Origin of the sequence: Phaeacidiphilus oryzae TH49 (assembly GCF_000744815.1) — a bacterium.
Taxonomy (GTDB): domain Bacteria; phylum Actinomycetota; class Actinomycetes; order Streptomycetales; family Streptomycetaceae; genus Phaeacidiphilus; species Phaeacidiphilus oryzae.
The window spans coordinates 3,893,400-3,914,568 of sequence record NZ_JQMQ01000005.1 but is presented as its reverse complement, the minus strand read 5'-3'; the positions used below and the strand labels follow the sequence as shown (position 1 = coordinate 3,914,568).

General features: G+C 73.2%; 19 protein-coding genes. 2 read left to right on the top strand and 17 right to left on the bottom strand.

Features of this window, described 5'->3' with window-relative positions; genetic code table 11:
• Positions 1-10: 10 nt before the first annotated feature.
• The 4 genes from BS73_RS21115 to BS73_RS21100 all read right to left on the bottom strand — a co-directional run bounded on the left by BS73_RS21115 (position 11) and on the right by BS73_RS21100 (position 3,781).
• Positions 11-1,093, bottom strand: coding sequence for a hypothetical protein (locus BS73_RS21115; protein WP_152617676.1), 1,083 nt, complete (start codon positions 1,091-1,093; stop codon positions 11-13).
• Positions 1,094-1,269: 176 nt separating this feature from the next.
• Complete coding sequence (locus BS73_RS21110; protein ID WP_152617881.1) at positions 1,270-2,226, bottom strand: ABC transporter substrate-binding protein; 957 nt, start codon at positions 2,224-2,226, stop codon at positions 1,270-1,272.
• Positions 2,227-2,261: 35 nt separating this feature from the next.
• Positions 2,262-3,008, bottom strand: a complete 747-nt coding sequence (locus BS73_RS21105) for an ABC transporter permease (RefSeq protein ID WP_084704243.1) — start codon at positions 3,006-3,008, stop codon at positions 2,262-2,264.
• A complete protein-coding gene (locus BS73_RS21100; RefSeq protein WP_051940189.1) occupies positions 3,005-3,781 on the bottom strand; it encodes an ABC transporter permease in 777 nt (258 codons plus the stop codon). Before BS73_RS21100 ends, BS73_RS21105 begins: the two co-directional genes overlap by 4 nt.
• A 188-nt stretch (positions 3,782-3,969) precedes the next feature.
• On the opposite strand from BS73_RS21100, the gene BS73_RS21095 reads away from it, so the two are divergent.
• Complete coding sequence (locus BS73_RS21095; RefSeq protein WP_051940188.1) at positions 3,970-5,184, top strand: ABC transporter ATP-binding protein; 1,215 nt, start codon at positions 3,970-3,972, stop codon at positions 5,182-5,184.
• Between the two features lie 30 nt (positions 5,185-5,214).
• Here the strand turns inward: BS73_RS21095 and BS73_RS21090 are convergent, their stop codons facing one another.
• The 7 genes from BS73_RS21090 to BS73_RS21060 form a co-directional block, all read right to left on the bottom strand.
• A complete protein-coding gene (locus BS73_RS21090) occupies positions 5,215-5,688 on the bottom strand; it encodes a DUF3180 domain-containing protein (protein ID WP_037574780.1) in 474 nt (157 codons plus the stop codon).
• A 114-nt stretch (positions 5,689-5,802) separates the two neighbouring features.
• Entirely contained in the window at positions 5,803-6,384 is a 582-nt protein-coding gene (gene folK, locus BS73_RS21085; RefSeq protein ID WP_037574778.1) for a 2-amino-4-hydroxy-6-hydroxymethyldihydropteridine diphosphokinase, read from the bottom strand.
• Positions 6,381-6,782: a dihydroneopterin aldolase gene (folB, locus tag BS73_RS21080; RefSeq protein ID WP_051941500.1), complete on the bottom strand. Its 402-nt coding sequence runs from the start codon at positions 6,780-6,782 to the stop codon at positions 6,381-6,383. Before folB ends, folK begins: the two co-directional genes overlap by 4 nt.
• Positions 6,783-7,086: 304 nt before the next feature.
• Complete coding sequence (locus BS73_RS21075; RefSeq protein ID WP_051941499.1) at positions 7,087-7,518, bottom strand: nuclear transport factor 2 family protein; 432 nt, start codon at positions 7,516-7,518, stop codon at positions 7,087-7,089.
• Positions 7,519-7,619: 101 nt separating this feature from the next.
• A complete protein-coding gene (folP, locus tag BS73_RS21070) occupies positions 7,620-8,501 on the bottom strand; it encodes a dihydropteroate synthase (protein ID WP_235215479.1) in 882 nt (293 codons plus the stop codon).
• A 76-nt stretch (positions 8,502-8,577) separates the two neighbouring features.
• Positions 8,578-9,714: an alpha/beta hydrolase gene (locus BS73_RS21065; protein ID WP_037574775.1), complete on the bottom strand. Its 1,137-nt coding sequence runs from the start codon at positions 9,712-9,714 to the stop codon at positions 8,578-8,580.
• 131 nt (positions 9,715-9,845) lie between these two features.
• Positions 9,846-11,018: an alpha/beta hydrolase gene (locus tag BS73_RS21060; protein ID WP_037574772.1), complete on the bottom strand. Its 1,173-nt coding sequence runs from the start codon at positions 11,016-11,018 to the stop codon at positions 9,846-9,848.
• 219 nt (positions 11,019-11,237) lie between these two features.
• Here BS73_RS21060 and BS73_RS21055 point away from each other — a divergent pair, with 219 nt between their 5' ends.
• Complete coding sequence (locus BS73_RS21055; RefSeq protein WP_084704241.1) at positions 11,238-13,073, top strand: phosphatidylglycerol lysyltransferase domain-containing protein; 1,836 nt, start codon at positions 11,238-11,240, stop codon at positions 13,071-13,073.
• A gap of 125 nt (positions 13,074-13,198) precedes the next feature.
• Here BS73_RS21055 and folE read toward each other — a convergent pair whose 3' ends face one another.
• The 6 genes from folE to dacB form a co-directional block, all read right to left on the bottom strand.
• The gene (folE, locus tag BS73_RS21050; protein WP_037574769.1) at positions 13,199-13,813 is read right to left on the bottom strand and encodes a GTP cyclohydrolase I FolE; all 615 of its coding nucleotides are present in this window, start codon (positions 13,811-13,813) and stop codon (positions 13,199-13,201) included.
• A 106-nt stretch (positions 13,814-13,919) separates the two neighbouring features.
• Complete coding sequence (gene ftsH / locus BS73_RS21045) at positions 13,920-15,941, bottom strand: ATP-dependent zinc metalloprotease FtsH (protein ID WP_037574766.1); 2,022 nt, start codon at positions 15,939-15,941, stop codon at positions 13,920-13,922.
• Between the two features lie 331 nt (positions 15,942-16,272).
• Positions 16,273-16,827, bottom strand: coding sequence for a hypoxanthine phosphoribosyltransferase (gene hpt / locus BS73_RS21040; RefSeq protein WP_037574763.1), 555 nt, complete (start codon positions 16,825-16,827; stop codon positions 16,273-16,275).
• 57 nt (positions 16,828-16,884) lie between these two features.
• Positions 16,885-18,084, bottom strand: coding sequence for a tRNA lysidine(34) synthetase TilS (tilS, locus tag BS73_RS21035; RefSeq protein WP_037574760.1), 1,200 nt, complete (start codon positions 18,082-18,084; stop codon positions 16,885-16,887).
• Positions 18,085-18,335: 251 nt separating this feature from the next.
• Entirely contained in the window at positions 18,336-19,505 is a 1,170-nt protein-coding gene (locus BS73_RS21030) for a zinc-dependent metalloprotease (protein WP_084704240.1), read from the bottom strand.
• Between the two features lie 27 nt (positions 19,506-19,532).
• Positions 19,533-21,071, bottom strand: a complete 1,539-nt coding sequence (gene dacB, locus BS73_RS21025) for a D-alanyl-D-alanine carboxypeptidase/D-alanyl-D-alanine endopeptidase (RefSeq protein WP_037574755.1) — start codon at positions 21,069-21,071, stop codon at positions 19,533-19,535.
• Between the last annotated feature and the right edge of the window lie 98 nt (positions 21,072-21,169).

The following is a 21,169-nucleotide window of genomic DNA, read 5'->3' as shown; positions in this document are numbered from 1 at the left end:
CGCCGGGCCGTCAGCCGCTCTGCGCGCGCAGGCCGCGGACGTCCATGTTCTCGGTGTCGTCCTCGGCGGTGAGGTCGTAGACCTCCTCGGTCTCCGCCGTGGGGGCCTCCTCCACCGGCTCCGGCACCGACTCGTAGGCCTGCTGGGCCGCCCAGGCCTCCACGGTCAGCGGGTCCTCCTCCGGGCCCGGCGCGGCGGCCTTGGGGGCGAAGAAGCTGAACTCCGGGTCGGTGTCGAGGGTCTCCCGGCGCGGACGGCCGCGCTGGGGCGGGACCACCGCGCTGGCGGGGCGGAGCGGCGGCAGGGCCGCGCGCGCCCAGTCGGCGTCGGTACGGGAGCCCTGCGGCGGGGTGTCGGCCCAGCGCTCCTGGCGGGGGTGGCCGGTCTGCCCGGGCCGCCGGTCCTGGGGGGTCTGGCCGCCCCGGGGAGTCTGCCCGCCCTGCTGCGCGGGCTTCGGGGGCGTGCCGCCGAGGCCGCCGGCGTAGCCGGGGAGGGGGGCGTGGGGGCGTGGGGGCGTGGGGTGCATGAGGGGCGTGGGGGCCGCCGGCCGGGGGCTCGGCGGGGGTCCGGGCGGCGGGGCGTGGGGGGCGGCGGCCGGGGCGGCCGTCTCTCTGGCCGGCTCCTCCGCCACCGTCCCGGGCTCTTCGGCCGCCTCGGCCGCCGCGGAGAGCGCCCGCTCGGTGGCCAGTTCCGCGGTGGTGCTGAGCAGCCGGGCGTTCTCCCGCTCCGCATAGCTGAGCTGAGCGCGGAGGGCCAGGACGCGCTGGTTGAGCCGGCCGGCCTGCTCCCGCTCCCGCTCCACCGCGTACTCCAGTTCGGCGATCTGCTCCTCGGACTCCGACTGGATGCGGACCCGCTCCCCGCGCTCCTCGGCCAGCGCGATCTCGGCCAACTCGCCGGCCCGCCCCCGCTGGTAGAGCAGGGCCGCGCCGGCGAGCGCCGCGACGGCCGCGAGCGCGGTCGCCGCGCGGAGCACCGTCCGGTCCCCGCCGAGCATGGCGAGCGCCAGCGCGACGACAGCCGCGAGCGCGCCGGCGATCGGGGGAAGTAGCCTGCTCAGAGGCGAGGACTGGCGGTGACGTCCACGGGGCATGGCGCAAAACCTAGCGCGGGCGATGGATCCCTGTCAGGCAACGGACGGATTCCGCTCGACTCGGTCGCGCACATGGTCGTTTTCCAACAGATCATCCACAGACGGAGGTCGGCTGTCCGCTTCTTCGGCACATCTGTCCGAACAGTTCAGGACACCCGACCGACCAGGCCGCGGGCTCAGAGCAGGCCCTTCGACTTGAGGTACGCCTGGGCCACCGCCTGCGGCTGCTGGCGCTGCCCGTCGACCTGCTGGTCGAGCGCCGCCAGGTCCGCGGTGGTGAGGACGGAGGACAGCGGGTTCAGCGCGGCGGCCACCTTGGCGCCGCCCGCCGTACGGGCGTTGACCATCGGCAGCACGTAGTCCGCGTTCTGCAGGTGCTTGTCGTCCTGGAGGGCGACCAGGCCGAACTGGCCGAGGGTGGCGTCCGTGGTGGTGACCAGGACCAGCTGGTCCTGGCCGTTCTTGACGGCCTGCTTGCTCTGCGGGGTGTCCACGCCCTTGGGGTCGAGGCCGGAGACCTTGATCCCGTAGGTCTTCTCCAGGCCGGGGATGCAGAACGGCCGGGTCTTGCACTCGTCGCCGGCCGCGACCTTCACCGCCGCCCCGGACTTCCCCAGGTCGGAGAGGGTGGTCAGATGGTGCTGGGCGGCGAAGGTCTTGCTGACCGCGAAGGCGTTCTGGTCCACCGCCTTGCCCGCCGGCAGCGCCTTGAGGCCGAGCGGGCCGGCCAGCCGGTTCAGGGCGGCCATGGTGGTGTTCAGGTCGGGCGAGGCGACCGGCTTGGCGTTGGCCCCGTTGACCTTGTCGTTGAGGAACTCGGCCATGGTGGCGGCGTATTCGGGCACCACCGAGATCTGCCCCTTCTCCAGCGCCGGCTCGTACAGCTCGCGGTTGGCGACCTGGGTGATGTGGGTGCTGTACCCGGCCTTGGCCAGCAGCTGCGCGTACATCTGGGCGAGGAGGTCGCTCTCGGTGAAGCCCGCGGAGCCGATGGTCAGGGTGCCGGCGGAGCCGGAGGAGCCGGACGCGCCCGAGCCCGCCCCGGCCGAGGAGCCGGACGAGGACTCCAGAGACTTGCCGCTGCTGCCGCAGGCGCTGAGGGCCAGCCCCAGGCCTATCGCGGCGCCGGTCATCAGCAGACGTCCGGGGCGGTGCACTCGTGTTCTGGTCACAGGTCTTCACCAATCGTCAGTGAGCGTCGTCGAAGGAGGCCGGACCGCCGGGAGGACTCCGTCCCCGGCTGCCCCCGGGCCGGGCGCATCGGGTCGAGGGCGCGCTCGGCGAGGGCGAAGGCGCCCTCGACCAGCAGCGCGAGCAGAGCGACCAGCACGGCCCCGGCGACCACCTGTGGGGTGCTCTGCAGATCGAAGCCGGCGGTGATGATGCGGCCCAGGCCGCCCGCCCCGGCCATGGCGGCGAGGGTGGCGGTGGCCACCAGCTGCACGGCGGCGGTCCGGACGCCGGTCATCAGCAGCGGCCAGGCCAGCGGCAGCTCCACCCGGAAGACGACCTGACGACCCGTCATCCCCATGCCCCGGGCGGCCTCCACGGTGTCCCGGTCCACCTCGCGGATCCCCACGTAGGCGTTGGTGAGCACCGGCGGGATGCCGAAGAGGGTGAGGGAGATGACCACCGGCCAGTAGTCGGAGGTGTCCCCGAGGGGGGTGAGGATCAGCACCGACATCAGGGCGAGGGTGGGGACCGCCCGGCCGGCGTTGGAGATGTTGATCGCCAGTGCCCCGCCCCGGCCGAGGTGGCCGAGCACCACCGCCACCGGCAGCCCGATCAGCAGGGAGAGGCCCAGGCAGACCCCGGTGAACTCCAGGTGTTCGACCAGCCGCTGCCAGACGCCGTCCGAGCCGGACCAGTTGGCCGGGGTGGTGAGCCAGGTCCAGGCTCCGGTCAGGTAGTTCATCGGGCCGCCGCCTCCCGCTCGGAGGTCTCGGGACCGGCCCCGGACCCCCGGCCGGCCCCGTTCCCGGACCCGGCCCCCGGCCGGACCGCGCGGAGCCTCAGCAGCCCCGTCCGCCGCCAGGTCCAGGGGGTGGAGAGCCGTTCGAGACCGAGCAGCAGCAGGTCCAGCACCACCGCGATCAGCACGCAGAGCACCGAGGCGGTCAGCACCTGCGCCTTGAAGACGCTGTGCAGCCCGCTGAGGATGAGGTTGCCGAGCCCGCCGTAGCCGACGATCGCCCCCACGGTGACCAGGGCGACGGTGGAGACGGTGGCGATCCGGATGCCGGCGAAGACCGCGGGCAGCGCCAGCGGGACCTCGACCTCCAGCAGCAGCCGCACCGGGCCGTAGCCCATCCCGCGGGCGGCCTCCTTGACGTCCTCCGGGACGCCGCGCAGCCCGGCCAGGAAGTTGCGGACCAGGATGGTGAGCGAGTAGAGGGTCAGCCCGGTCACCACGAGGGAGGGGGAGAGCCCGTAGAAGGGCAGCAGCAGCGAGAACATGGCCAGCGAGGGCACCGTGTAGAGGATGGTGGTGACCGCCAGGATCGGGCCCGTGCTCAGCCGCCACTGGCGGGCGATCAGGGTCAGCGGGATCGCGATCACCAGCCCGGCGAGCATGGACTCCGCGGTGAGCACCAGGTGCTGGCCCACCGCCGAGAGGAGGTCGTGCTGCCGGGTGCGGAGGTACTCCCCGCAGATCCAGTCGTTGGCGACCAGGCAGTTGTCGGACACCCCGCCCCCTTCCGGACCTCGCTCGGTGCTCGTTGATCTGTCACTCGGCCTCGACCATGCCCAAGGATGACGCGTATCGCACATGAGTTTGGGAAGTTTGAGCAACATTCACGACCGGAAACACTCCGGGCCGTAACGTCTCCGCACAGGACGGTGTACCGCGGCCCTGGTGAGAGGACCCGCCCCGAATGATCCGCTTCGAGCACGTCAGCAAGCGCTACCCGGACGGCACAGAGGCCGTGCGCGACCTGGAACTCTCGGTCGGCGAAGGCGAGTTGGTGACGCTCGTCGGCCCCTCGGGATGCGGGAAGACCACCACCCTCAAGCTCGTCAACCGCCTGGTGGAGCCCACCTCGGGACGCATTCTGCTGAACGGCGAGGACATCTCGGCGGTCGATCCGGTGCGACTGCGCCGCCGCATCGGCTATGTCATCCAGCAGGTCGGCCTCTTCCCGCACCGGACCGTGCTGGAGAACACCGCCACCGTCCCGTCCCTGCTGCCCGGCGGCAGCGGCCGGAAGGCGCGCCGGGCGGCCCGGGAGCGCGCGGCCGAGCTGCTGGAGCTGGTCGGCCTCGACCCCTCGGTGTACGGCCGCCGCTATCCGCACCAGCTGTCCGGCGGGCAGCGGCAGCGGGTGGGGGTGGCCCGGGCGCTGGCCGCGGACCCGCCGGTGCTGCTGATGGACGAGCCGTTCGGGGCGGTGGACCCGGTCGTCCGGGAGCGGCTGCAGACCGAGTTCCTCCGCCTCCAGGCCGCCGTGCGGAAGACCGTCCTCTTCGTCACCCACGACCTGGAGGAGGCGGTCCGGCTGGGCGACCGAGTGGCGGTCTTCGGCAACGGCCGGGTCGAGCAGTACGACACCCCGGCGGCCGTACTGGGCTCCCCGGCGACCGAGTACGTGGCCGACTTCGTCGGCTCGGACCGGGACCTCAAGCGGCTGGCCGTGACCCCCATCCGGGCCGGCGATCTGGCGCAGCCGCCGGTGGTGGGCGCGGAGGACCTGGCCTGGCAGGCGCTGACCGCGATCCGCGCGGCCGGCGTGGCCGGCGCGGCCGGCGGGACCGGGGTGGGCGGCGGAGCCGGAGCGGCCGACGGCGGCGGCCCGAACGGCCAGGAGGGCGGCTGGGACTGGGCCGTGGTGGTGGACGGCGACGGGCTGCCCGAGGGCTGGGTCGAGGCCGGGACGCTGGCCCAGGCGGGCTCGGGAGTGACCGTGCGGGAGTACAGCCGGCCGGTGGACGCCAGGGTCGACGCGGACGCGGACCTCAAGGAGGCGCTGAGCGTGCTGCTCCGCCATGACGCCGGCTGGGTCGCGGTGCTGGACTCCTCGGGCCGGCTGGCCGGCGTGCTGACGCCGGCCCACCTCCACAGCGCCCTGCGGGCGGCGCCGGTCTCCCTCTGACCCCGGGCGGCCGACTTCCCTGACGGGCCGTCAGGTCTGCGGGTCGTCGTCGCCGTCCTCCGGCAGCCGGCAGACGTGCTGGAGGAAGAGGCCGGCCGCGACCACCCCGGCCGCGGCGACCACCGCGGCCGCCGCGGTCACCGCCTGGCCGCGGCGGGCCGCCTGGTCGGAGGCGGTGAAGAGGAAGACGGCCAGGCCGCCGTAGATCCCGGCCACCACCGCCGCGACCACCACGCTCGCCTGCGCGAAGACCACCGCCCGCGCCGCCACCAGCGGATCGACCCCGCGGGCCCCCGGCACCCTGTCCCGCTGGGCGCGCAGCCGGGACCGGAACGAGATAGCCGTCGCGGCCAGGATCACCGCGATCACCGCCAGCACCACCGGCGCCGCCGAGGGCACCCCGGGCAGCGAGCCCGTCGAGTCCCACAGACGCGCGCCCGCCCAGCAGAGAACCCCCACGATCACGGCGATCCCGCCGAGCACAGCCGGACGTAGCGGCTTCACGTGCACCTTCCCTCAGCCCTCGGCGACCCCTGGCGACGGCTCGTCGCGGATCCCCACGTTACCCGCCCGCACCGACGCCTCCGGAGGCCCGTGCGGCCGCGCGGCCGCCGCGGCTCACTGCGGAAGATGCAGCTCCAGATCCGGGCGGCGGTGCACCCCGGAGGCGTCCACCCCCGCCAGCAGCTCGGCGACCGCGCCGTGCCCCGGGACCTGGGCGGACGGGTCGACGTCCAGCCAGGGCGCCAGCACGAACGCCCGCTCGTGGGCCCGCGGATGGGGAAGCGTCAGCCGCGGGTCGTCGGAGACCACGCCCTCGTAGAAGAGGATGTCCACGTCCAGCGTGCGCGGCCCCCAGCGGACCTCGCGGGTGCGGTTGAAGGCGTCCTCCACCGCGTTGCCGCGCTCCAGCAGCGAGGAGGGCGGGAGGGTGGTGCGCAGCAGCACCACCGCGTTGAAGTACGAGCCCTGCCCGTTCGGCCCGCCGACCGGGTCGGTCTCGAAGACCCCGGAGACGGCCTTGATCCGCAGCCCGGGGGTCTCGCCGAGCGCGTCCACCGCGCCCTGCAGCAGCTCCAGGCGGTTGCCGAGGTTGCTGCCGAGGGCGACGACGGCGGTGCGGGGGTCGTGGAGGGTGCGCTCGACCTCGTCCAGGGCGTCTGCCACGTCGAACGGCATCGGGGAGTTCGGGGTGCTCATCCGCGGCTCCAGTCGGTGGGGTCGTGCGGGGTCGGTTCGCCGGCGGCCGCGCGGCGGATGGTGACGCTGACGTCCTGGAAGGGGACGGTGATGGGGGCGTCCGGCTTGTGCACCGTGACCTCCACCTCGCGCACCGGCTCGCGCTTGAGGCACCGGTCGGCGATCCGCTGGGCCAGCGTCTCGATCAGGTCGACCGGTTCGCCGGCGATCAGCGCGGTGACCTCCTCGGCCACCTCGCCGTAGTGGACCGTGCGGGTCAGGTCGTCGGTCTCGGCGGCCGGGCGGGTGTCCAGCCACAGCACCAGGTCGACGACGAAGAACTGGCCCTCCGCCCGCTCCCGGGCGAGGACGCCGTGGTTCCCCCGGGCCCGGAGGCCGCGCAGCGCGACACGGTCCAGCAAGCGAATCACTCCCATGCTTCTTGCGGTAGGTCGGCGCGGCAGGGCGTTCCGGCCGGCCTCAGCTGGTCCGGCTGCCGATCACCCAACCTACCTGCGGGGTACGACAGGTTTTCGAGGGCCGTCCCGCCGTCCCCGCGTCTGCGCGCCGTCGTACCCATCGCGAACAGCGGTCAAGCCTGCGAACACCGGACCGGCGGGTGAACTTCCGGTGAGACGGGGATGAGCCGGAGTGCGGTCCCTCACACCCGGCGGCCGTCGCCCGCCCGCGGCGCCCGCGACGCCCGCCGCGCCCACCCGCCCGTCACTCGGCCGGCGCGTCCCCGTCCTCGTCCCCGCCGTCCTCGTCGGGGTCCTCGGAGAGGAGCACCGGGGAGCCGTGGTGCGAGCAGAGCCGCCAGCCCTCCGCGGTCCTGCGGAACAGGTTGGTGGCCACCACCCGGCCGCCGACCAGCGGCCCCAGTTCCCCGGGCTCGTCCGCCTCGCCGCCGGAGAGGATGTTCTCGGTGCAGGTGACCAACGCCACGTCCGGCGAGGGCCGGTCCACCTCGACGTCGGTCAGGAAGAACTGGATGTACTCGGTGTTCGCCATGATCAGCGCGTAGGAGCGGATCACCGCCGCGCGCCCGCGCAGCAGCGTCCAGCCGGGGTGGACGCAGACCGCGCCCCGCCGGTCGTCGGCGTCCGCGCCGGAGACCCAGACCTCCTCCATGGCGTCCAGGTCGCCGTCCTCCATCGCCTGGTAGAAGCGGGCGTTCGCGGCCAGCACGGCCGCCGTGTCGGCGTCCTGCGGCCGCTCGCCGCGCTCCTCGGGACCGGGCGGGCCCCCGGCCGCGCTCACCGGGCGCCCCGGGCCGCCCGCAGCGCCGCCTCGACCCGTACCGCGTCCGCGGTCGCCCGGACGTCGTGCACCCGCACCGCCCAGGCGCCGGCCGCCGCGGCCAGCGCGGAGACCGCGGCGGTGGCCGCGTCCCGCTGGCGCGGCGGGCGCGGTTCGCCGGTCTCCGGGTCGGCCAGCAGGGTGCCGAGGAACCGCTTGCGGGAGGCCGCGACCAGCACCGGGAAGCCGAGTTCGGCCAGGGCGTCGATCCGGGCGAGCAGCGCCCAGTCGTGCTCCCTGGTCTTGGCGAAGCCCAGGCCCGGGTCGGTGATCAGCTGCTCCGGCCGGACGCCGGCGTCCAGCACCGCGGCCACCCGGTCGTGGATCTCCTTGACCACCTCGCCGACCACGTCCTGGTAGACCGCCTGCCGGTCCATCCCGGCGGACTGCCCGCGCCAGTGCATCACCACGAAGGGCGCCCCCGAGGCGGCGGCCACCGCGGCCATCCGCGGATCGGCCAGGCCGCCGCTGACGTCGTTGATGATCGCCGCGCCCGCCTCCAGGGCCTGCTCGGCGACCGCGGCCCGCATCGTGTCCACGCTCATCACCACGCCCCGGGCGGCCAGTTCGCGGACCACCGGAAGGACCCGGCGGAGCTCCTCCTCCTCGGTGACCCGCTGCGAGCCGGGGCGGGTGGACTCCCCGCCGACGTCGATCAGGTCGGCGCCGGCCCGGGTGAGCTCCAGCGCGTGCTCCACGGCCCGTCCGGGATCGAGCCACAGGCCGCCGTCCGAGAAGGAGTCGGGCGTGACGTTCAGCACTCCCATCACCCGGCTGCGGCCGAGATCGGGCAGTCCGGGTACGGAACGGCGGCGTGCGGAGGCGCTCTGCTGGCTCATTACCGGGACATTATCGCGTCCTCCGGACATCCGGCCGTCCGGCGCCGCCGGTCACCCGCCGCCGGTCCCGCCTCGGTCACGCCGGGGCCAGACCGTTCACCAGCCAGCGCAGCGCCGGCGGCAGCTCCCGGCCCCAGGTGCCGTAGTTGTGCCCGCCGGACGGCAGGATCTCGGTGGACGCGGACATCGGCGGGTGGACGGCGGCCAGAAAGGCCTCGGTCGAGCGGTAGTCCCGCTCCCCCTCCCGGCTGGAGGCCACCAGCACCCGCACCGGCGGCGCCGGCAGGTGCCCGAGCCGCCACACCAGGTCGTGCTCCTCGCGCTGGACCGGCCCGGCGAAGAGCCGCCCGGTCGAGCGGTCCGGAACCACCGCGTAGTCCCCGCCCATCGACACCGCCGCGGAGAACACCCGCGGGTGACGCATCGTCAGCTCCAGCGCGCAGCTGCCGCCGGCCGAGTAGCCGAGCAGCCCCCAGGAGCGCGCCCCGAAGCCGACCCGGAACGCCGAGTGCACCGCCTCGGGGAGGTCCTCGGTGAGGTAGGTCTCCGCCTGCGGCCCGTCCGGTACGTCCACGCACTCGGTGTCCCGCGGCGGCGCCACCGTCTGCGAGACGATCACCAGCACGGCCGGCCGCATCCGCCCGGCCCGCTCCAGGGCGTCGGCGGTCTGCGGCAGCCGCAGCCGCTCCACCACCGAGCCGGTGCTGCCGGGGTACCCGGTGAAGGCCACCACGACGGGGAACCGCCGGGTCCTGAAGGCCGGCTGGAAGTACTGCGGCGGCAGGTAGACATACGCCTGCTGGTCGATCCCGGTACGCCGGCCGGCCAGGTGGACGGACTCCAGCCGGCCCGCGGCGGCGGGCGGCCCCGCCGGCAGGTCGTGGAAGCGGCGGATCGCCGCGGAACCGTCCCTGCGCACCAGGGCGGCGGTCAGCGCCGCGTCGTCGCCGGACACCTGACGGATGCTCACCTGCCCGGCCTCGTTGGTGCCGAGGAGGTCGGCCCAGGTCCCGTAGAACTCGAAGTACGCGTTGGCGGCCAGCCCCAGGGCGGCCACCAGCAGTCCCTGGGTGAGGAGGACGGCGGTCAGCCTGGCCGCCACCCAGCGCAGCCCGCGGTGCGCCAGGCGCGGCCACAGCCACACCGTGAGCGCGACGCACAGCACAGCACAGCCGATCACCACGGCTTCCAGCACCCGACTGGTCAGAGCCAACACACCTGACATCATGCGCAGCGGCGGCGGGGATGTCGCTTCCGCCGCCGTGCTGTCGTTCCTTCGGTGGAATTCCGGTCATGCCGGCTGACGCGTCATCATTCAGGTGAGGGGCGGATTCCCGGCGGACCTCAGGCCGAGCCCGGCGGGCCGGCCGGAACCGTCAGCCGCCCGCCCAACCACCGCATGGCCTGCGGCAGTTCACGGTTCCAGGTGGTGAAGTTGTGGCCCCCGGAGGGCAGGATCAGCTTGTCGATCGTCATCGGCGGCCGGACCGCGGAGATGAACCGCAGCGTGGCCGGGTAGTCGTACTCCCCATGCAGCGAGCTGGTGACCAGCAGGGAGACCTTGGGGACCGGCAGGTGGCGGAGCCGCCACAGGAGGTCGTTCTCCTCGCGCAGCCGCTTGCTGCCGCCGAACAGGTCTCCGGTCGTCATGTCCACCGCGGAGGAGTAGTAGCCGGAGAGCGAGACCGCCGCGGAGTACGCCCCCGGGTGCCGCATGGCGAACTTGAGGGCGCAGTAGCCGCCGGTCGAGTCGCCGATCGCGCCCCAACTCGCCCCCGTCGTGCCCACCCGGTAGGAACCGGCGAGGGCCCGGTGGAGGTCTTCCGTGAAGAAGGTCTCGGTCTGCGGGCCGTTGACCACGTCCTGGCACTCGGTGTCCCGGGGAGGCGCGACGGTGGGCCGGAGCAGCACCAGCACGGTCGGCTGCATCTGGTGCTCCTGGATCGCCTGCGCCACCACGGTCGGGTACTTCATCCGGGTGACCAGATTCGACGCGGTGCCGGGGTAGCCGGTGAGGACGACGGCGACCGGGAAACGCCTGTGGAGATAACCGCGCTGCCCGTACTGCGGGGGCAGATAGACATAGGCAGGACTGGTGATGCCGGAGGTGCCGCCGTGAATCTCCACCGTCTGCAGGGTTCCGCCGGTGCCGCCCTGCGAGGAACCGCCGAGCATCAGCGGAACCGCACGGCTGCTCCGCACCCGAACCCAGCCCGGTCCGCCCGATCCGCCGGGCCCCGTCCCGGAGGCCGCCGTGACCCCCGGAGTTATCTGGGCGCCACCTTGATCGGTTCCGAACAGATCACCCCAGGAACCGTAGAAACCGAAGTACGTATTGGCGAACAAGCCGATCGCGGAGAGGGTGAGAATCTGGGTTCCCACCAGCACACCCACCCGGCCGAGCACCGAACGCCAGTTCCGCCGGCCGAGCCTGGGCCACAGCCAGACCGCAAGCACGAAGGCGGCCAGCGCCGAGGCGGCCACCAGGAATTCGAGTTTCTTGCTGGTCAGTCCCATAACCCACATCCACTTTCGGCGGTACTCGCAGCCTCTGCCCGCGGACCGCGCACCATGCTCAGACCCCCAGCATGCGGGACCCACCACCGCGACTTACCGATTGCTTACCTGTTCCGGGGAAAGTCATGATCCGACCCTCACCGACACATCGGTGTTCATGCCCGCCCTCATACGCAACGTGGAATCAACTCCCCATCCGACCCTCTACTCTGTGCTGCCATGAGTGCTGAGCCGACCGCCGAACGGGACGACCGCGGCCGGAGGGAACGCCCGCGCCCGGACGTCTCCCGCCCCTGGGTGCCCACCGCCACCGCCTACGCGGCGCTCCTGGTCGGGCTGCTGGACATCGTCGGCGCGGTGCTCCCGCACTTCCGGCACACCCGCGTCCACCAACTCGCGGCCGTACTGCCCGGCACGGTCACCACCCTGGCCACCGCCGCCTCCCTGATCGTCGGCATCCTGCTGGTGCTCCTGGCGCACGCGCTGCGCCGCCGGAAGCGCCGGGCCTGGACGGCGGTGGTGGCGCTGCTGACCGCCGGGATCGCACTGGAGGCGCTGCGCTGGCACCACCTGGTCAACGCCGGGGTCAGCCTGGTGCTCCTGGTCGTCCTGGTGCTCAACCGCCGCCAGTTCTACGCCCAGTCCGACCCGCGGACCCGCTGGCGGGCGCTGGCCAACCTGATCGGCATGGGGATCGTCAGCATCGGTCTCGGGCTGATCATCGTCAGCGGCCACGAGGACACCTCGCCCGACTCGCCCTCGCTGATGGACCGGCTGCGCGAGGTGGTCTGGGGGCTCTTCGGCATCGGCGGGCCGATCCACTACCTCGGCGAGCGCACCGGCGACCTGGTCTACTACTCGCTGGCCGGCCTCGGCCTCCTCACCGCCCTCTCCACCATCTATCTGCTGCTCCGGCCGTCCCGGCCGGTGGCCCGGCTCAGCGCGGACGAGGAGGGGCAGGTCCGCACCCTGCTGGAACGGCACGGCGAGCGGGACTCCCTCGGCTACTTCGCGCTGCGCCGGGACAAGAGCGTCCTCTTCTCCCCCAGCGGCAAGGCCGCGATCGCCTACCGGGTGGTCTCCGGAGTGATGCTGGCCTCGGGCGACCCGATCGGGGACGTCGAGGCCTGGCCCGGGGCGATCAAGGCGTTCATGGAGACCGCCGGCCGGCACGCCTGGGTGCCCGCGGTGATGGGCTGCTCGGAGACCGGCGGCGAGGTCTGGACCCGGGAGGCCGGCCTCGACGCCCTGGAGCTGGGCGACGAGGCGATCGTCGAGCCGGCCGACTTCACCCTGCAGGGCCGGCCGATGCGGAACGTCCGGCAGATGGTGAAGCGCATCGAGCGGGCCGGGTACACCGTCCAGGTGCGCCGGGTACGGGACCTCGACGACCGGGAGCGGGCCGAGATCGCCCACGCCGCGGACACCTGGCGGGGGACGGAGACCGAGCGGGGGTTCTCGATGGCGCTCGGCCGCTTCGGCGACCCGGCGGACGGGGACTGCGTGGTGGTCACCGCCCACAAGCCGGTGGAGGGGCGCGACTCGGACGTCCGCGCCGTCCTCCACTTCGTGCCGTGGGGCCGGGACGGGATCTCGCTCGACCTGATGCGGCGGGACCGCGAGGCCGACGCGGGGCTCAACGAGCTGCTGATCGTCAAGGCGCTGGAGGCGGCCGGGGAGCTCGGGGTGACCCGGGTCTCGCTGAACTTCGCGATGTTCCGCTCGGCGCTTGAGCGGGGCGAGCGGCTGGGCGCCGGGCCGGTGCTGCGGGCGTGGCGGGGGCTGCTGGTCTTCCTCTCCCGCTGGTTCCAGATCGAGTCGCTGTACAAGTTCAACGCCAAGTTCCAGCCGGTCTGGGAGCCGCGGTTCCTGGTCTACCCCTCCGCGCGGGACCTCGCGCGGATCGGCGTGGCCGCGCTGCAGGCCGAGGCGTTCATCACGCTGGCGCTGCCGCGGTTCCTCCGCAGGCGGCGGGACGTGATGGTCACCGCGGCGGGCGGCGGGAAACCGGACGGCAAGCCCACCCACCCCGCGTCGGCGTCCGCGGCGCCGTAAGGGCCCTGAGGGGCGCCCCGAAGGGGCGGGCACCTCAGGGGGCGGGGGAACGGCGCGGCCCGCCCGCTACGGCGCCGCCGACGCCGACGGTGGAATCGCCACCGCCCGCAGCGGCGCCTGACCGCTCAGCGCGCCAGTATCAAGCTCATCGCCTCGGACCGGGTGGCGGAGTCCCGCAGCTGCCCGCGGACCGCGGAGGTCGTCGTCTTCGCACCCGGCTTCCGGATGCCGCGCATCGTCATGCACATGTGCTCGCACTCGATGACCACGATCACCCCGCGCGCCTCCAGGATCCGCATCAGCGCGTCCGCGATCTGCGTGGTCAGCCGCTCCTGGACCTGCAGCCGCCGGGCGTACACGTCGACCAGCCGGGCCAGCTTCGAGAGACCGGTGATCTTCCCGCTCGCGGCCGGGATGTACCCGACGTGGGCGACCCCGCGGAACGGCACCATGTGGTGCTCGCAGAGCGACTGCACCTCGATGTCCTTGACCAGCACCATCTCGTCGTGGCCCAGGTCGAAGGTGGTGGTCAGGACGTCCTCGGGCTCCTGCCACTGGCCGCCGAGGATCTCCTTGTACGCCCGCGCCACCCGGGCCGGGGTGTCCCGCAGGCCCTCCCGCTCGGGGTCCTCGCCGACGGCGATGAGGAGCTCGCGCACCGCTTCCTCGGCCCGCTTCTGGTCGAACTCGCCGGCGGCACCACCAGTGGTGCCGCGGTCGAAGGTCACCGGGTCGATCATGGGCAGATTCCTCTTCTTTCCCGTAGCGGGCGCACCTCACGTAACAGGCCGCGGTCCCCAGAGTAGAACTCCGGGGACCGCGGCCTGATTCCGGCCTCTGGCCGGTTCAGCCCTCGCCGCCCTCCTCGGGCAGCTTCGGCAGCTGGACGCTGTCGGTCGGGGTGCGGTCGGCGACCGGCGAGGAGCCGTTGGTCAGCGACAGCTCCTTGGGCGAGAGGACGGCCGGCCGGGTGGACGGGGTCCGCCGGGAGGAGCCGGTCCAGGCCGGACGCGGCGGGCGCTTCACGATGGGCGCGAAGATCTCCGCCAGCTCCTCCTTGTTGAGGGTCTCCTTCTCGAGGAGCGCCAGCACGAGGTTGTCCAGGACGTCCCGGTTCTCCACCAGGATCTCCCAGGCCTCGTTGTGGGCGTTCTCGATCAGCTTCTTGACCTCCTCGTCGACCAGCGCGGCGACCTCCTCCGAGTAGTCGCGCTGGTGCGACATCTCACGGCCGAGGAACGGCTCGGAGTTGTCGGAGCCGAACTTGATCGCGCCCAGGCGCTCGGTCATGCCGTACTGGGTGACCATGGCCCGCGCGGTGGCGGTGGCCTTCTCGATGTCGTTCGAGGCGCCGGTGGTCGGGTCGTGGAAGACCAGCTCCTCCGCCGCCCGGCCGCCCATCGCGTAGGCCAGCTGGTCGAGCATCTCGTTGCGGGTGGTCGAGTACTTGTCCTCGTCCGGCAGCACCATGGTGTAGCCCAGGGCGCGGCCGCGGGACAGGATCGTCACCTTGTGCACCGGGTCCGAGTTGGGGGAGGCCGCCGCGACCAGGGCGTGTCCGCCCTCGTGGTACGCGGTGATCTTCTTCTCCTTCTCGGACATGATCCGGGTGCGCTTCTGCGGGCCGGCCACCACGCGGTCGATGGCCTCGTCCAGCACCGAGTTGTCGATCAGCTTCTTGTCGCTCCGGGCCGTCAGCAGCGCGGCCTCGTTGAGGACGTTGGCCAGGTCGGCACCGGTGAAGCCGGGGGTACGGCGGGCGACGGCCCGGAGGTCGACGTCCGGCGCGACCGGCTTGCCCTTCTGGTGGACCTTCAGGATCTGCAGGCGGCCGTCCAGGTCCGGCGGGTCGACGGCGATCTGCCGGTCGAACCGTCCGGGCCGGAGCAGCGCCGGGTCCAGGATGTCCGGGCGGTTGGTGGCGGCGATCAGGATGACCCCGCCCTTGACGTCGAACCCGTCCATCTCGACGAGCAGCTGGTTGAGCGTCTGCTCGCGCTCGTCGTGGCCGCCGCCGAGGCCCGCGCCGCGGTGCCGGCCGACGGCGTCGATCTCGTCGACGAAGACGATCGCCGGGGCGTTCGCCTTGGCCTGCTCGAAGAGGTCGCGGACCCGGCTGGCGCCGACACCCACGAACATCTCCACGAAGTCCGAACCGGAGATCGAGTAGAACGGGACACCGGCCTCGCCGGCCACCGCCCGCGCCAGCAGGGTCTTACCGGTACCGGGGCGGCCGTAGAGCAGCACGCCCTTCGGGATCTTCGCGCCGACCTGCTGGAACTTCGCCGGCTCCTGGAGGAACTCCTTGATCTCCTGGAGCTCCTCGACCGCCTCGTCGCACCCGGCCACGTCCGAGAACGTGGTCTTCGGGGTGTCCTTGGTGATCAGCTTGGCCTTGGACTTCCCGAAGTTCATCACCCGGGAGCCGCCGCCCTGCATCTGGTTCATGAAGAACAGGAAGACCAGAACGATGATCACGAACGGCAGCAGCGAGAGGATCAGGCTGACGAAGGTGTTCTGCTTGGTGGGCTTGACGGTGTATCCGCCGGGGAGCTTGTTCGACTCCGAGGCGCTCTGCAGGTTCTGCGTGAGCTGCGAGACGAACGCGTCGCCCGCGTAGGGGGCCTGGATCTTGTTGCTGCCGTCGACGGTCTGACCGTCCTTCAGCTGCACCTTGATCTCACTGCTGTCGCCCGTGGTCACCTGGGCGGACTGCGCCTGTCCGCCGTCGATCGCGGCCACGACCTTGCTGGTGTCCACGGTCTTGTAACCGGCCGAGGAGTCCACCACCTGCATCAGCACGATGACGGCGAGGACGGCCAGCACAATCCACATCACCGGCGCACGGAAGTATCGCTTCACGTCCATCCATGCGGGGCGGCGAAGCGCCCCGTCCCTCCTGCCACTGTGCGGCACCCCCGGCCCTCGGGCCCCGGGTGCGTCCTATGGGTGTCCTCTGATGTCTCCGCTGCACGATTGGTACGAACAGCAGGTTTTCCCAAGACTAGGCGACCGTACCGCAGTCACCGCGGCCATTGTCCCCCGCAGGGCGCGCTAGCTGGTAGGCCGCTGGTAGCTCACCTCACCTACCAGGGCCTCCCCGAATCCAACGGAGGAGGAACCTCCCCTGTTCCCACGCTTTCCACCGGGTCCGCTCGAACGGCTGACGAGGGTTCAGCCGTCGGGCGGGAGAGGCCGGTCAGCCGCCGTAGACGTGCGGGGCCAGGGTCCCGACGAACGGCAGGTTGCGGTACTTCTCCGCGAAGTCGAGGCCGTAGCCGACGACGAACTCGTTGGGGATGTCGAAGCCCACGTACTTCACGTCGATGTCGACCTTGGCCGCGTCCGGCTTCCGGAGCAGCGCGCAGATCTCCAGCGAGGCCGGGCCGCGCGAGCGGAGGTTGCTCAGCAGCCAGGAGAGGGTCAGCCCGGAGTCGATGATGTCCTCGACGATCAGCACGTGCTTGCCGCTGATGTCGGTGTCCAGGTCCTTGAGGATCCGCACCACACCGGAGGACTTGGTGCCCATCCCGTAGGAGGAGACCGCCATCCAGTCCATGGTGACCGGCGTGTGGAGGGTCCGGGCCAGGTCGGCCATCACCATCACGGCGCCCTTGAGTACGCCGACGATCAGCACGTCCTCGCCCCGGTAGTCGGCGTCGATGCGCTCGGCCAGCTCAGCGAGCTTGGCGTCGATCTCGTCCTTGCTGATCAGCACCTTCGCGAGATCGGTGCCCATGTCCTTCTCGTCCACCCGCTGTACTTCCTTCTGTTGCGCATCACGCGGAGCCGCTGTGCCGTCAGACACCCTTCAGCCAGCCGAGCGTCCGAAGAACAGCCTGCCACACCGGCGGCGGGCCTCCACGCCCCCGGGGAGGTGCAGCGGCCCCTGGCCATGCCAGCGGGTGATCAGCTCGTCGATCGTCTCGATGTGACGGGCGAAGAGGTCGCCCGCCGGAGATCCGGCGCTTATCGCGGCGCGTCGTAGCACGCGACGGCGCACGGCGGGGGGCAGCGCGCCCAGGGTCTCGACAGAGAGGCCGCCCTCCCCGGCGGCCTCGCACTCGGCCCGGGCCGCCCACTGGTCCAGCGCGTCCGCGTCGTCCCGGAACAGCCGGGCGGTACGGGCCAGGGCGTCCACCACCCCGCCGCCGAGGTGCTTCTCCAGCACCGGGAGGACCTCGCTGCGCACCCGGGAGCGGGTGTACGCCGGGTCGGTGTTGTGGGGGTCGTCCCAGACCGGCAGGTCGAGGACGGCGCAGGCCCGGCGGGTGACCGAGCGGTCCAGGTCGAGGAAGGGCCGGCGGTAGCGGCCGGTGGCGGCGGGCATCCCGGAGAGCGAGCGGGTGCCGGAGCCCCGGGCCAGGCCGAGCAGAACGGTTTCCGCCTGATCGTCCCGAGTGTGGCCGAGGAGGACCGCTCGGGCGCCGTACTTCTCCGCGGCGGCGTCCAGGGCCGCGTAGCGCGCGTCCCGGGCGGCGGACTCCGGGCCGCCGCGCCGGCCGACCCGGACGCCGAGGGCGTCCACCGGGTCGAGGCCGAGCGCCCGCAGCCGGTTGGCCACCTCCAGGGCGCGGGCCGTGGAGCCCTCCTGGAGGCCGTGGTCCACGGTGACCCCGCCGGCCCGGATGCCGAGCCGCGCGGCTTCGAAGGCGGTCGCGGCGGCCAGCGCCATCGAGTCGGCGCCGCCGCTCACCGCGACCAGAACGAGGGGGGCGTCCGCGGGCGGGCGCGGACGGGGGGTGCGCCGCTTGGCGTGCTCGGGGTCGACGTCGCCGACGGGAGCGGGGCGGGGCAGGGCGTGGACGGCGGTGGCGGGGCCTGTGCGGCGGCGGGGCCTGTGGGGCCTTTGCGGCGGCCGGGGCGAGCGAGCCGCCCGAGGCGGAGAAGGTGCTGGGGACGGCGGGGCGGCCGAGCCGCCCGGGGAATCCGGGTAGTGCTGCTCCTGGATCTCACGCAGGATCTTACGTACCGCCAGGCGTATCGCTGCCACCGCGGGATGCGGACCCATGGCTGTCACTCCTCGAGGACCAGGACCGAGCGACGGAGAGATGAGGGGGGTTTGCCCGATCTGGAGGAGATGGTCGCAGAACTCCTCCCGGCGCGCGGCGCCGCGCGCTGGGGTTCCCCGTCCGGTCCCACGGACGGGTGAATGCCGAAACGCTCCTCCGGCGGAATCCGAGCTCCGGGCTTCACCCGTCGGGCGGATGCGCGGAATCGCCGGGGCTCGCTCGTGCGGGGCTCACCGGGCCGCGGCGGGGCTCACGAGGAGGCCGACGAGCCGTGGACGCGGGACACCCACGCCGCCGGATCGTGGATCTCCTCCTTGGTCGGCAGCGTGTTCGGCGAGGTCCAGACCCGGTTGAAGCCGTCCATCCCGACCGCGTCCACCACCGCGCGGGTGAACGCGGCGCCGTCCTGGTACTGCCTCAACTTGGCGTCCAGACCGAGCAGTCGGCGCAGCGCCTGGTCCAGCCGCCCGGCGCCCTTGGCCCGGCGCTGCTGGAACTTCTCCCGGATCTCCGCCACGGAGGGCACCACCTCCGGTCCGACGCCGTCCATCACCACGTCGGCGTGCCCCTCCAGCAGGGACATCACCGCGGTCAGCCGGCCGAGGATCTCCCGCTGGGCGGGGGTCTGCACGACGTCGATCAGCATCCCGGTGCCGCCGTCCGCGCCCTCGGATCCGGAGGCGGCGGAGCCGCCGCCGAAGCCGCCGATCGAGCCGACCGCCTCGCGCAGCCGCTCGAAGAGGGTGGCCGGGTCGACGTCGGTCTCCGCCAGGAAGGCCTGGATCTCCGACTCGACGTGGTCGCGCAGCCAGGGCACCGCGGTGAACTGGGTGCGGTGGGTCTCCTCGTGGAGGCAGACCCACAGGCGGAAGTCCCGCGGGTCCACCTCCAGCTCGCGCTCCACATGCACGATGTTCGGCGCGACCAGCAGCAGACGGCCTGCTGACGGTGCGTCAGCGCCGGCCGCACCGTCCTGACCGTCCCGGCCGCCGCCCGCGAGCGGGGCGAAGGTCTCGTACTGGCCCAGCACGCGGGAGGACAGGAAGGCGAGGAGCATGCCGACCTCGATGCCGGTCACCTTCTCGCCCACCGCGCCGAGCACCGCGGCGCCCGGCACCCCCTCCCGGCGCGACCTCAACTTCGCCACCAGGGGCTGGATCACGGTCCTGAAGCCGGCGACGTTGGCCTGCACCCAGCCCGGCCGGTCCACGACCAGCACCGGGGTCCCGGTGTTGGGCTCGCCCATGCCGGTGTACTCGCGCACGTGCCGCTCGGCCTCGGACGCGAAGCGGCGCAGCTCCGCGACGGCCTCGCGGGCCTCCTCCCGACTGATCTCGGGGCCGGGGCGTACCAGGCGGGTCGCCGTCGCGACCGCCAGATCCCAGTCGATCATGTCAGCACCGCCGCTCGAGCTTGTCATACCGTCAACCGTACGTGCTGACCCGCGCTAGCGGCAGCCGCATGCCGCGACGCGCCCGGCGAGGGCGTCCAGCGAGGAGCGGCCCGAGCCGAAGGCGGAGTCCCCGTTGGCCATGAAGGCGAAGACCAGCAGCCTGCCGTCCCGGTCCACGACCGTTCCGGCCAGGGTGTCCACGCCGGTCAGCGAGCCGGTCTTGGCGTGCACCAGGCCCGCGCTTGCGGTGTCCGAGCGGTCGTCCAGCGTCCCGGTGAAGCCGGCCACCGGCAAACCGCTGATCAGGGAGCGGAGTTCGGGGTGGGCGGTGGACTCGGCGACGGCGAGGATCCGGGCCAGTACGCCGGCGGGGATCGCGTCCGCGCTGTCCAGGCCGCTGCTGTCGTGGAGGCGGGTGGTGCCGAGGTCGATGCCGAGGCGGCCGGCCAGCACCTGCCGGACGGCCTTGGCGGCGCCCTCGAAGGTGGCGGGCAGGTGCTCGGCCACGGCGACCTGGTGGCCCAGCTGCTCGGCGTAGTCGTTGTCGCTCTCGGTCAGCATGTGCTCGACCAGGTCGGAGAGCGGGGCGGATCGGTTCTCCGCGAGGGGGACGGAGGCCCCGGGCTCGCCGCTCTGGGCGGGGGCGCCGTCGACGGTGATGCCGCGGGCCCTGAGCAGGGCCGCGAAGGAGGCGGCGGCCTGGGCGGCCGGGTCCGGGTAGCGGGTGGAGGCCTCGGTGGCGTTCGGGTCGGTGCGGCCCTCGTCCACGGTCAGCGCCTGGACCAGGGCGATGTTGTCGTTGTGCCCGATGGGGTGGAGGGCGGGCTGAGCGAAGAGCGAGATGTCGTAGCCGAGCCGCACCCGGGTGGCGTTCCGGGCCTTCAGCGCGGCCGCCGTGGAGTCCACGAGCTTCGCCAGGTCCGCCGAGCGGAGGGACGGGTCCCCGCCGCCGACCAGGGTCACCGTGCCGCCGGCCGGGTCGTAGCCGGTCCGGGTGGTGAAGCGGTGGTCGGGGCCGAGGACGGAGAGCGCGGCGGCGGCGGTCGCCAGCTTGTTGGTGGACGCGGGGGTGAGGGGGGTGGCGGAGCCGGAGGAGTAGAGCAGGCGGCCGGAGGCCGGGTCCAGCACGGCTGCCGTGATCTTGCCGGTGCCGGCGGCGGCGAGCAGGGGGCCGAGCGAGGCGGTCAGCCCGGCGGGGGTGGGGGTGGGGGCGCCGGTGTCGTCGGAGACCGGGGCGAGGACCTGGCCGGCGGGGTGCCAGGCGGGCTCCTCCGGGATGGGGGCGTGGTCGTGCGGGTCCATCAGCTCCGGGTGGGCGGCGAGGGCCCGCTCGGACGCGCGCTGGCCGGAGGCCGTGTACGGGCCGGAGGCCAGGATCGACACCAGCGCCAGCAGCAGCCCGGCGCCTGCGGCGGTCGCGGCGACGGTACGGGGGCGGGCGCGGAGGTAGCCGTCGGCGGCGGCGCGCGCGTAACGCGGCGCGTCCCGGCGCGCGGCGCGGAGGGCGTCCCCCGCGGCGGGCGCGGCGACCCGCGAGGCGATCCGCGAGGCGCGTAGCGCGCGTCGGGAAGCGCGCAGCGCGCCCCGCCGCATCTCGCGCGCGAAGCGCGCGGCGGGGGCGGCGGGGGCGCTGGATGCCGGCTTCGCGTCCGGCTCGGGCGCCGCAGGCCCGGGCTCGGCGCCGTCGCCGG